The sequence below is a fragment of the Formosa agariphila KMM 3901 genome (assembly GCF_000723205.1).
Classification (GTDB): domain Bacteria; phylum Bacteroidota; class Bacteroidia; order Flavobacteriales; family Flavobacteriaceae; genus Formosa; species Formosa agariphila.
In genome coordinates this window covers 78,090-91,091 of record NZ_HG315671.1, presented here as the reverse complement: position 1 = coordinate 91,091, position 13,002 = coordinate 78,090, and the positions used below count along the sequence as shown (strand labels likewise).

The 13,002-nt window shown below is 35.2% G+C and carries 8 protein-coding genes; all 8 read right to left on the bottom strand.

What is annotated here, in order from left to right; all coding sequences use genetic code 11:
* The gene (locus BN863_RS00360; protein WP_038526065.1) at positions 1-924 is read right to left on the bottom strand and encodes a hypothetical protein; all 924 of its coding nucleotides are present in this window, start codon (positions 922-924) and stop codon (positions 1-3) included.
* A gap of 317 nt (positions 925-1,241) precedes the next feature.
* Complete coding sequence (locus BN863_RS00355; protein ID WP_084817434.1) at positions 1,242-1,652, bottom strand: hypothetical protein; 411 nt, start codon at positions 1,650-1,652, stop codon at positions 1,242-1,244.
* Between the two features lie 154 nt (positions 1,653-1,806).
* Positions 1,807-2,892 carry an endonuclease/exonuclease/phosphatase family protein gene (locus tag BN863_RS00350; protein WP_038526062.1) on the bottom strand — a complete coding sequence of 362 codons (1,086 nt, stop codon included), beginning with the start codon at positions 2,890-2,892 and terminating at the stop codon, positions 1,807-1,809.
* A 561-nt stretch (positions 2,893-3,453) separates the two neighbouring features.
* Positions 3,454-5,397, bottom strand: a complete 1,944-nt coding sequence (locus BN863_RS00345; RefSeq protein WP_038526059.1) for an OmpA family protein — start codon at positions 5,395-5,397, stop codon at positions 3,454-3,456.
* A gap of 16 nt (positions 5,398-5,413) precedes the next feature.
* Complete coding sequence (locus tag BN863_RS00340) at positions 5,414-6,358, bottom strand: PorP/SprF family type IX secretion system membrane protein (RefSeq protein ID WP_038526057.1); 945 nt, start codon at positions 6,356-6,358, stop codon at positions 5,414-5,416.
* A 1-nt stretch (position 6,359) separates the two neighbouring features.
* Positions 6,360-7,577 (bottom strand): gliding motility-associated C-terminal domain-containing protein, encoded by a 1,218-nt coding sequence (locus BN863_RS00335; protein WP_242404053.1) that lies wholly within the window; start codon positions 7,575-7,577, stop codon positions 6,360-6,362.
* Between the two features lie 35 nt (positions 7,578-7,612).
* On the bottom strand, positions 7,613-11,071 hold the full coding sequence (locus BN863_RS00330; RefSeq protein WP_148304548.1) for a hypothetical protein: 3,459 nt from the start codon (positions 11,069-11,071) through the stop codon (positions 7,613-7,615).
* 172 nt (positions 11,072-11,243) lie between these two features.
* A partial coding sequence (locus BN863_RS17875) for a beta strand repeat-containing protein (protein WP_158408958.1) occupies positions 11,244-13,002 on the bottom strand: 1,759 nt, incomplete at its 5' end.

The following is a 13,002-nucleotide window of genomic DNA, read 5'->3' as shown; positions in this document are numbered from 1 at the left end:
CTAGAATAAGATGTCTATAAAAAGTTCGCTTTTTACGCCCTCTATTCCTGGTGTAAAATCTGTTGGTACTAACGTGCCTTTAATTATTTTTCCATTTTCATTCTGAAGAATAAAATTTAAAGTCCAATTTCCTGTCATTGTATAATTCACCACACCATGATACAAACTATCGCTTTGCTGTGTTAAATCTTGATTATTAGGCGACGAATGATTCCCCATAGAAGGTTCTGGCATTCTTGGGTCTAATACCAAGGTATAATCTTGAACTATAGAGTAAGAATATTGAGATAAGTCTGGAAAGGTTCCTGCTGGTTCTTCTGGCTTATTGTACTTATAAATTCCGGCAACCAAATCGTTTTCTGAAACTCCTGGACTTTGCGGCGACACTAATGCAATAATGTATTGCTCGTCGTCATTACCAGTGAAAGCAGTCATATTTAGATTCATGTTAGTTTGCTCTTCAATAGTAATTGGTTGATTAATAGCGAACGATTGAGAACCATCTTTAAAATCTATATATGCCTGCCAGCTCACCGTAGTATCACTTTCACTAGTAAAAACTGCATACCCTAAATAATAGTCTTCTGTTGCCACATAGTCTAAATTATATAGATGCGGACAAGAAGATTTATTACCATTAGCATCTGTAAGTATAGGTAAAAAAGTAACCTCCGAATTTTCTAAACGTTCGGCTGTTTGAGTATTGAAAATTTTTACACGAATTTCGTTATACCCTTTATATAGCGTGCCGTTTAAAGCTTCTATACTAACTGCATACTCTCCACTAATTAGATTACTTACCTCTTCGAACTCAAAATATTCGGTGGTTTCGGTAGCTATTTCAGCTTCGTAATCGGTTTTTTCAATAGTACAAGACGCAACCACAATACACATTGCAATTACAAGAAATTTAGGAAATTTCATGGCTTAAAGACTTTTAATCCTACACAAACGAGACAAGTCGAGAATGCTTCGATTTATTTTTTCTTTTTAAAAAACATCGTAAATAGGCCTTAGTATAATCTATAGAAATCTCTTAATAGTACGAGTTTACAGCATGTTACTCGGGCGTACTTTAAATATAAAGCACAAGGCAATATCTTTGTAATACTGATAAAACTAGAAAGACTGTAGATTACATATGTTTTTAGTACAGTAGGAAGTACACATTCAAAATAGAACGTATACATACAGATGTAAATAACCATTTACACCCAAACACTATAAAAACAATAAGGCAATTAAACGCGAGGCGGATGAAATACAGCGTCTAAATTTAAATAAGAATAATTCAGGTTATATTCTGAAGAGATCTGCTCTTTATTAGAGTAAAATACTATTGGAGTAACAACGTGTTCTGAAATTTTTTGATAAAAGACCACCATAGTTTCTATGGATACTTGTTTTTTGTCTGAACCATTCTCTGGTGAATCGGACATTTTAGCAACTTCTTTGGCTAAATGACACTTTCCATTACATTGCATTTCAACGACTTCTTTATTTTCACAAAGTTCGTTTTTAATGTAATCGTAAAACGCAGCGTACTCCACTAAAGGGATTAGTGGCTTAACAAGTAAAAATACTGCTAAAAATAGTGTTGCTGTTTTCACGCGACGAATTTCAAACTTTTTTTCAAATATTCCTAATTTCAAGTTACTTATCGTATTGATTAAACCTGTTAAAACATGAAGTATAAGCACGTATAAAAGTAAGTTAAGCCAATAATTAAGAAAGCCTTTCTGGCTTAAAATGGTGAGCAATAAATAATTAAAACCGAGAAGAAATATGCCCCAACTAGGGCTATATTTACTCTGAAGCGACAGCAGGACGATCTCCATCCTCTTCATTCCCATCTTCAATCATCTCTTCTACTTCCTCTTCTTCATCTGTATTTAAAGTTTCAACTTCATCTTCTTTCATATGTTCTTTTTCATTGATAAAGAAATTACAAAAGAGTGGTAAATGATCACTCCCAATATTACCTAAGGTTTTAAAATCTTGAATAAAAATGTTTGGCGAGTGAAAACATAAATCAATAGGAAATCTGAGTAATCTATATTTTGCATGGAATGTAGATACAAATCCACGACCGATTCTAGGATCTAGTAATTGTGAAGTTTTTCTAAACAATATCGAAGATTTTGCCCATGCCACATTGTTAAAATCTCCAACCACAATAACAGGGCTTTCGGTAGCTAAAACACGTTTTCCTAAAGCTAACAATTCGCCATCGCGCTCTCTAGACGTATCTTCTTCACTAGGACTTGGCGGCGGCGGATGCACGCCGAAAAAGGTGAATTTCACACCATCTTCGGTATATAGACACGCCTCTATACTTGGCAAATCGTCTGAAATAAAATAATGCACCTTTAAAGATTCAACATCGAGTTTAGTATACAAATGCATCCCATAGGTATTCTCTAAAGCCACTTTTTGCTGATTTGGATACAACGATTCAATTTCGGTTAAAGCATCTTCCCAAGCTTGGTTCGATTCCATTGTCAAAAAAATATCGGGTTTAACATCTAAAACCAATTGTATTAACTCGTCGTACTTCTCGTTAAACTGATACACATTTACCGATAGAATAGATATGATTTGTGAATCCTGAGCAACGCCAGCTTCACTCTTTCTGCCGTAAATGGGTGTGTATGGAATTAAAATTATGAGGTTATGAATGGACACAGCAACTAGAGCTAGTAAAGTTATCCAAGTTAGCGCTGTTTTATCGGCAATGCATATTAACCCTAATATTAGCATAAGCGACTGAAGCACTAGCAGTTGAATTCGTCCAAACTCCCAGACGCGAAACACCCAATGCTGATGCGGAATTAATGGCAATACAGAGACTAAAATAAATACTGCCGATAAGATGTAAAAAAGGATTAGCATATGTTAGGGGATTAATAGGTCTTTTCGTTTAGTGTGTTGCTGTTGTAAATTATCGATACTAATTTAGTAAATCCTTATTTGATTAAGGTGCTAGGATAGTGTAAAAAATAACTCTAAAATTTATCTTTTTATTATAGAAGTAGGCTTTAATCTCACGAAACCCCAATTGAAATTAATGAAGAGATACACCAAATAAATTTGAAAACTTTTGGTTTTTACACCTATAATTGCGAAAAACTGAGCAAATTTTATGAAAATGAGAAAACAAAAAAGGTTCCGATTGCTCGAAACCCTTATTAACACTAGTGGAGAAGATGAGATTCTAACTCACGACACACCAACTGGTAGTCAATTATACTAATATTTCTTCCATTAATAAATGTACATATGTCAGTTATAACAGAACCAATATGGACTTTATTCTAGATATGATATATCATAAAAAAAATTTAATAAACCCTCTTTTAAGTGCTATTAATCTATCAAAATATAAGAAGACTTTACTTTGCTATTAATCCAACTCAATATGTATAAGATTATCAAAAAAGAGGGCATTAAACATTAATCTATTATTATAAATTCACTTCGTCTATTATCTTCGTGTTCCGATTCTGTGCACTCTACGCCATTAGAACATTTATTTACTAAGCGAGATTCACCAAAACCTTTAGCTGTTAACCTATTTTTATCTATACCATTAATTACTAAATAATCTAAAGTAGATTGTGCACGACTAGAAGACAACTTCATATTATATGCATCACTACCACGACTGTCTGTATGAGATCGTATTTCTAGCTTTAAAGCAGGATACTCATTTAATGTTATTAATATTTTTTGCAATTCAACTTCAGCATCTTCACGAATATTAGACTTATCATAATCAAAATAAATTATTGGAATATTTAATACTTCTGCTAGATTCATACCTGGAGTAAGATCTACAATATTCTGTTGTAACTGAAAATTAATCTCCTGATGATCTACTTCTGTTTGAATAAGACGTTCATCGGTATCATATCTATCTTTTTCTGATTTAATGAAATAAGATTGAAATTTTTTAGTCTCAATTTCATAAAATCCAAGTGCATTAGTCTCGACCTCCTGAAGTGTTTCGCCATCAGCATTTCTTAAACTTATTCTTGCGCCTTCAATAGGTCTTTTGGATTGTCTATCTGTAACATATCCGCTTATATCAGAATAAAAAACATCTTTTATTGGCGCTTTTTCTTTAAATGTATAAATATTATCATATACAAATTCTCCTTCTTTAGTAGAACGATTAGAACTTATAAACCCTCTATTGTTGTGTAAATCTATTCCGAAAGCAAAGTCATCTGCATTAGAATTTAAAGGCTCACCAATGTTTAATAGATTCCCGTAATGGTCGTCAACAATTTTTACATAAAAGATATCCAATCCACCTAATCCAAAATGACCATCTGATGAGAAATAAAGTTCATTAAGCGTGGTTACGAAAGGAAAAGTTTCCTTTCCTGCCGTATTTATCTCCGGACCAAGATTTACAGGTTCGCCAACAGCTCCTTGCTTATTTATAGTTGATACATAAATATCTGAACTCCCATAACCACCCGGACGATCTGATGAAAAATAGAGTTTAGTGCCATCTGAATTTAGGGCTGGGTGTGCTGTTGAAAAATCATCGTGATTAAACGATAATTCTTCAGCTTCCTGCCACTTATCATTTAATTTCACAGACTTATATATCTTTAATTTATATTCGCCTGTAGCGTCGTCTATATTAATGTTACTTCTTGTAAGAAACATAGTTTTATTATCAGGTGTAAACACTGGAGAAGATTCATGAAACTTTCCATTTAACTTCCCTTTTAACATTTTAGGGTTACCTACAACCTGGTTTAAAGAATCTAACTCGACTTCGTAAAGTGACAAAAAGCTAAGTCCATCCCAAGCACTTTTTTTCTTTAATATAGCTTTGGAGTCTTTAGTTGAAGCAAAAAATAACGTGTCTCCAATTTTTTCATGACCAAATGAAATTTTATTCTTGTCGTATAGATCACGAATCGGATTTAAATCATACCTACCTGAATTTTGTGTAATTAGGTTTAAATAATCTTCTGCCAATAATGAGGTTTCATTATACTGACTATCGGAAACAAAAAGATTGTAAAACTCCATTGCTTTGTCTTTTTGTCCAATAGCTTTTAATGCTTGAGAATATCTTAAATATATGATGTTTTCTTTAGGCTTTTCAACCATAAGAAATAACTCATCATACCATTTTACTGCTTGATCGTACTGCGCATTAAAATAATAGCTATTTGCTAATTTTGTATATAATTCTTCCGATTTATAACCATTCTGTGCAACAGACAAATATATTTTTTGAGCATTTACGTAATCTAATTGATCATAATTCTGACTGGCTTGAATTAATTTTTTTTCTTGTCCGTTGGCAGGTATTACCACTGCTAGCGTTAAACAAAACCAGAGGACACTATATAAGAATGTAATTTTTTTCATTGCTCTATTTTTTTTGTTAAAAGAATCTTGGGTTTACTATTCCTCTTCTTCTAGTACCTAATTCAAATCTTAAAAGTATCTCATGAGATCCATCGTTATAGTTTCCTAACTCGGTTGTATCATAATCGTATGCGTATCCAATCATAATAGATCTAGAGACTTGGAAGCCTGCTAAAACACTTACCGCAGCATCTAATCTGTAAGAAAGACCAAGAGTTAAACCCTCGTTTATAAGTGCATTTAGAGATAAATCTACCGCTAATGGAGCTCCCATAACAGATTTCACTAAAAATGCCGGTTTTAATTTTAATCTCGGATTTGCTTCATATATATACCCACCAATTAAATAAAAATGCGCTTTTTCTGTAAACGTAGACGCTTGTATATCGTCATAATGTGTTGTTTCTATAAAATTTGGAGACGACAATCCGACATACCATTTATCAGAATACAAATACACTCCTGCTCCAATAATTGGTGAGCTATAGTTTGCCTGATTTAAAGAAACATCATTTGGGTCGTAAATATTTAATTTAGTAGGATCTAAATTCCATAGAGAAATCCCTCCCTTTACACCTAAGGCCAATTTTAAATCGTATCCCACTCTAATGGTATAAGAGAAATCTGCTGAAAGTATACTTTCTTCGGAAGGACCTAATTTATCGCTTGTAAATCCTAACCCTACTCCAACACCTTTAACTCCTACAGAAGAATGTGCTGAGAAATTTAAAGTTTCTGGAGCGCCATCTAGACCAACCCATTGGTTTCTATAAATACCTAACATACTAAGCGATTCTCTAGATCCTGCATATGCAGGGTTAATAGCTATTGTATTATACATGTATTGTGTATATTCTGAATTTTGTTGTGCTTCCATGGACGGCGCTATAAAAAGCACCCCCAATAATAACACCAAAACAGATATATTTGATTTCTTTGATATAATTGTAGTTTTATTCATATTAGTTATCGCTTAAGTATAAAAAACCTGCTTGTTTATGCAACTGACTATCTGTAGTACTACCATATTCATATTTCAAAATATAATAATAGGTACTAGCAGGTAGCTTGTCTGAATCCTTTACTGTTAAACGACCAGAGGAATGACCATCGAAAACATTCCCGTTTTCTCCGTAATTAGTCGTTTCATAAACCTTAACACCCCAGCGATTAAACACTTGAACGGTTAGGTTTCTTGCACATTCGTCACTTGTTTTATCAATAAAGAAAAAATCGTTTTTACCATCTCCGTTTGGAGATACGTAATTATATATTTCTAGCGCACAAGGCATTTCGGCATCTGAATTTAAACGGCCTAATGTAAAAATGCCATAATTAGTTACTCCTGTTGTAATAGTTTGGTCGTCTAAATTAATAGCACCACCTTCATCTACCCAAGTGTTACTAGCGCTATCCCACCTTACAATTGTTAACGCATTATCTTGTGCTGCGTCCACAAAAGAACTTGGTGTAGTAACTGTTCGCCAAGACAAGGTTACCAACCCGTTTTCGGTAGCCACATTCGCTTTTTCAATAGTCCAATATTCCTGATTATTGATGTCTTGAATGTCTTCTGATTTAGAATCATGAGAGTAAAGGGCATCCGAATTTTCGAAAAAATACTTTGCTGTAAAAAAGACATCAGAATCTGTTGCTACAGAGGTTCCTGCTAAACGATAATACCCGCCATCTCCAATAGGAAATATAAAATCTTCATCTCCAAATTTATTTACAAATCCATCTACATGACTTAGGTCTGACGTATTTATATGGCTACTACCATTGTTAAATGTAATTTCTCCTCCAAAATTATCATTATCGACTATGCCTTGATTAAAATCTGATACACCACTTATGTTTATCTCGCCTGATATATGAAAGGGATCTGCACTACTATTATTATTAAAAAGCACATTATATAAGTAACTAACCTGAGTCCCGCTAATGTTTTGAATATCTGAACCTATAAACTTTGTAATTCCTGTGTTTTCATAAAAATCTAAGACACCATCGTTACTAAAATCATTATATATAAAGGTTTCACCATCGTTATAAAATTCACCTAACGATAAATTATCAAAGCGTTCTACTATAGAAAACTGTGTGTTTTCACTTACTGACAATATTCCATTATTTGAGGTCTGTGCATACAAGCCCACATTTAAAAAAAGTATTATCATATAAAATATCTGTTTTTTCATAAAGATTCTTTTTATTAATTTACTTTTTGGTAAATCATTGGGTTGGTAATTAAATAACTTCTATTACATAATTTATTCACGCCATAAAGATGAACTGGTGGAAATACAGCAACACCAACTAAGGTTTCAACACCTACACTTATTCTATCGAAATTAACACCTGGTCTGAAATTCAATGAAACTGTGTCTCCGTTATTTAATAGATTTATTACGTTTAGCCCATTTATTATTCCATCTCCAAAATCAAACACAGCAACTTCGGTATTTCCTAAATAGGCTTTAATTTGTAAGCCTCCTAAAACATCTACATCCACTCCACCACCACCGGTTTTGAATTTAATGACTGCTATATCTGAACTGTTAGAAACGGTATTGAAAAAGATCCATTGCTTGGTAGAAGTTCCTACTGCTAGTGTTCCATTACTAATCTCTGAGTAATGTTGTGTATTATCGTCAATAGCGTAGGACGGATTAGTAACTCCTGCTCCTGAAACATCATTAACACTTAAATTTAGTCCAGAGTATTCGTAAGAAGTTGCAAATGCATCTAAACAACGATCTTCACTTATTTCTGTACACATACCATATACATTCATGGTATTTGGCTGCGCTAAAAGCCCTAAAGCACTATTTGTAACATCTGTAATACGAATGGCATTATACGCTTGATCTGGAGTTACGGCGATATAATATCGGCCCGCTGCATCTTGCACCACACGTATCATATTATTTCCACCAACACTAGCTGCATTACTAGAAGCTGATGCTATTGTAGTAGATGATGTAACATCACCAGTACTAACATCATACGTGTTATTTTTTACATCAACTTGAAAATAATGATCCCCTAAGACAAGCCCATTTAATACACCCGAAACTAAATTCCCTAAGCTTCCACTTATCAAGCCTTCAAGAATAGAAGTATCAAAATCGATTCGAACATAAGTTGTAACACCTGCCGCAACGTCTTGATCGTATCCCATTTCTACAAAACCTTGAAATTGATTAGAACCTAATAAGAATCCAGCACCTGAGTTTAAAGTTGCATAACTATCAAAGTCTTCATCTGTTAGGTTTTGAAGTTCGTCTGCATTTTCTGAATCTACTATTTTTGATAGACATAAAGAGTCTTCAAAAGGAGATGGCGTAATTACGATAGGACAAGCATCTCCATAACGACTTACTTCATATAAACGCATAGGCGGAGCAGTTGTACCTACTGCCACTAAAGATTCTACACCAACATCTACGCGATCAAAAATACCTGGCGATTCAAAATCTAAGGTTACACTACCACCAGAACCAAATAAACCGAGTAAATCTATATTGTTTATTAAGCCACTCTGCAAATTATAATCTGGTCCTACCTGGGTGGAACCATTATAGAATTTAATTTTATAGGTTCCCAAAAGATCTAACGATAATAAAGCACTAGGTTCTAAAGACAACCTAATTTTTACATGATCTCCTGTTTGAGACGGTTGCGAAAAGTAAACCGATTGATATACAGATGCGGCTACACCCGCTACACCTAAATTAATTTCTGAATAATCTGATGAATTTTCATTTATTGCTCTGTAAGGATTGGTTACACCTGCTGTAGAAAGTTCTGCTAATGACAAGCTGATACCCGATCCTGTATACGAGGTAAAGTTTGCAGAAAAACAAGGCTCTGTACCGGTTTCAAAACATGCATTATATACGTGCAATGCACTTTGTTTACCTGTAGGCAACACAGCTGTTACATGATTTGTTATCTGAATACTACTATAGGCTGCACTTGGCTTAATTGCTAAATAAGGCCTTCCTATATTATCTTCAACAAGGGTTACATTTCCGGAAGCGTTACCATTAGCCCCTCCAAAAAAGTCTTGACTGGTTAAATTTAAGATTTCGGTATTCCCAGCATCATAAGCTTGTACCTGAATGTATTGGTTCCCTAAAAGTAAATCATTTGCAAGGTTACCAACCAATTGCCCTAAAGTACCTCCTAATAAACGGTCTAAGACATCGTCATCATAACCAATACGTACATAAGTAATTTGACCTGCATTTACACTTCCTAAATCCATTTTTACAAATCCAGAAGATGGACCACTAGTTAAAAGATTTCCTGCATCTGCATTTAAAACGGCATAGCTTTCATTATTACCATCAACAGCATAACCAGGGAAATCTACATTTTCAAAATCTAATAAACTAGCAGCACAAGAAGGCATCTCTAAAGGACCAGTAGTAGCAGTAGGTAAAGCTGCAATTAATGGATTGTCGCAACCGGTGACATCTTCATCATAGCGCTGTACATCATATATTTTTATTCCATCCCCTATTACATCTACACCTAAAAGGCTGTTTAATTTTACCACAGCACGACTAAATGCAATACCCGGCGCAAAAGTAACTGTTATTGGATCTCCATTATCTAATAAACCTAAGGCAGATGCATCATTAAGCAAGCCACTTTGTAAACTACGTGTATATATCAAAGCATCATCTTCATCATAAAGTAAAACTTGTATACCACTTATTAAATCTACGCTAGCAAGACCACTTGACCCTAAAGCTATTTTAATATTTAAGGTGTTATCATCTGAACCAGGAGATGAAAAATAAAAGCTTTGTTGTAAAGAGGATGCTACACTAAGATCGACTATCGATCCAGATTGTAAACTAGAATATGTATTAAGATCAGTATCTATGGCATTATTTAAGTTTTGATTTTGAACATCTAATAAACTTATACCAATACCGCCGTCTCCATCAAAAGAAGTTGCAAATGGACGACCACACTCGCCTCCTACGCTATCAAAATAAAAAGCGCTGTAAACATCTAATTCTACTTCATTCCCAACTCCTACTAAAGAACCTATATCATTATTAATACGTAAACGGTCGTAAGCTTGGTTTGGACGAATTGCAAGATAATTATTACCTAATGCATCTTGAATAAATCTTACATCATCTTCTGTAAAACCTGATGTACTTGAACGAGATAGTACAGAAGTACTCCCCATACGCGCATCAATAGTAATTACTTGTTCACCTGTTAAAACAACCCCCAACAGTCCACCTACAAGATTACCTAAACTTCCACCCAATAAAGCATCAAATAACGAGGCATCCCCTTCCATACGCACATAAGACCATGTATTTGCCGGTACGGTTGCAGGAAATTCCAATTCAATAAATCCATCATAAGAAGCTATTCCAGCAACTAATCCCGGACTGGCAAGTAATCTTGCATAGTTGTCATCATCTACTAAAGTATTGTTTGGGTCTATTACAGTTGGCATATTATATGGGCCAAATAAACCTCCAACTTTGTCATTAGGACTAATAGCGCTTACATTATCTACCAACACCTTAGTCTGTGCCCAAGTTTGATGTTGTGAGGTTAACAAAAGCACCCCCATAAATAGCATGAGCTTGGCAAATTGCCCAAGATTATTATATATAGTATTATTAAATTTCATGCTGTATGTTTATAAATTGAAGCACATTAAAAATTTTAAAATAGAAAACACTTAAAGTTTTGGGTTTTATTATTTTAAACTTCAATACACTTTTATACGATTAAATTAAATAGTTACATTATACCTTATAATTAACCCAGACACCACCGCAGCCATGTCTGGTTTGTTTATATTATTTAATTACAAATATGATATTCATATACGCTGTTGGTGTTGCACTACTTATAATATCATAAGTCAATACTCCTGAATCACTAATAGACACATTTGCAAAAACAGATTGATCGTAATACGATATGTAATAGTATAACTCGGTGTCTGCGTAAACGTCCATTGCAGTAGGTGCGCCTGTACTACCTACTAAACCACCTTTATAAGTCATAGAAGATCCAGTAGCACCATGAGCTACATCAAATTGTTGTCCAGTAAACTGCTTGTTATAATCTTCGTATAGATTACGTGACAATCCTGCACCTGTTGTAGTGGTTTCAAATATTACTGCTGGCATGTAGAAAAACTTAGGTGCGATATTGTCAACTGTTTTCAAGACTCCATCTGTATCTGCCACTACAATTTTATCTGTAGAAACCCCTGCTAATGTATTAATATCACGAACACGTAAATTACCCGTACCTATATCTAAACGTTCTGTTGGGTCATTAGTACCTATACCTATATCACCCCCCATATAGTTAATATTTGTTGAGCTATCCGTTGCAGGAGTATCATCTGTGTTTCTCCAAGGCTCATCAATTAAATCATCAATATTTTGGTATGTTATAGCTCCTAGATCATCAGCTACCCCTACACGTCCATTATCCCCTGCACCTGCAGATAATTTTGGAGCAGTAACAGCTCCATCTTCAATTTTAGCTGTTGCAACAGCGCCGTCTGCTAATTTTATTGTAGTAATTCCACCGTCTGTTACCTTTACATTAGCATCAACTAATGTAGCTCCTGTTCCATTTGTAACTGTAATGGATGTATCACCTGCAGTTAAATCTTCAGGATTCACAACTCCGTCCGTTCCTGCTGGCCCTTGAGGTCCTGCCGGACCGGCAAGTCCTTGAATTCCTTGAGCGCCTTGTGGACCTGTGAAATCTGGAGTCGTAAATGAGGTTCCATCTGTATATGAAATGGTAAATGTACCATCGCCGTTATTGGTCGTAGAATCTATTCCAACTCCATCAGCTCCAGCTGCTCCGTCTGCTCCATTAGTTCCATCAGTTCCATCAGTTCCGGCAATACCTTGAGCGCCTTGTGGACCTGTGAAATCTGGAGTCGTAAAAGAGGTTCCATCTGTATATAAAATGGTGAATGTACCATCGCCGTTATCGGTCGTAGAATCTATTCCAACGCCGTCAGCTCCAGCTGCTCCATTAGTTCCATTAGTTCCATCAGTTCCGGCAATACCTTGAGCACCTTGTGGACCTGTGAAATCTGGAGTCGTAAATGAGGTTCCATCTGTATATGAAATGGTGAATGTACCATCGCCGTTATCGGTCGTAGAATCTATTCCAACGCCGTCAGCTCCAGCTGCTCCATTAGTTCCATTAGTTCCATCAGTTCCGGCAATACCTTGAGCACCTTGTGGACCTGTGAAATCTGGAGTTGTAAATGAGGTTCCATCTGTATATGAAATGGTGAATGTACCATCGCCGTTATCGGTCGTAGAATCTATTCCAACGCCGTCAGCTCCAGTTGCTCCGTCTGCTCCATTAGCTCCATCAGTTCCGGCAATACCTTGAGCACCTTGTGGACCTGTGAAATCTGGAGTCGTAAATGAGGTTCCATCTGTATATGAAATGGTGAATGTACCATCGCCGTTATCGGTCGTAGAATCTATTCCAACGCCGTCAGCTCCAGCTGCTCCGTCTGCTCCATTAGTTCCATTATTTCCATCAGTTCCATCAAATTCCCGCAAATACCTT

Coding starts and splice junctions, on each gene's coding strand:
- BN863_RS00335 (WP_242404053.1), bottom strand. CDS start 7,577: ATGATAATACTTTTTTTAAATGTGGGCTTGTATGCACAGACCTCAAAT.
- BN863_RS00340 (WP_038526057.1), bottom strand. CDS start 6,358: ATGAATAAAACTACAATTATATCAAAGAAATCAAATATATCTGTTTTG.
- BN863_RS00350 (WP_038526062.1), bottom strand. CDS start 2,892: ATGCTAATCCTTTTTTACATCTTATCGGCAGTATTTATTTTAGTCTCT.
- BN863_RS00360 (WP_038526065.1), bottom strand. CDS start 924: ATGAAATTTCCTAAATTTCTTGTAATTGCAATGTGTATTGTGGTTGCG.
- BN863_RS00330 (WP_148304548.1), bottom strand. CDS start 11,071: ATGAAATTTAATAATACTATATATAATAATCTTGGGCAATTTGCCAAG.
- BN863_RS00345 (WP_038526059.1), bottom strand. CDS start 5,397: ATGAAAAAAATTACATTCTTATATAGTGTCCTCTGGTTTTGTTTAACG.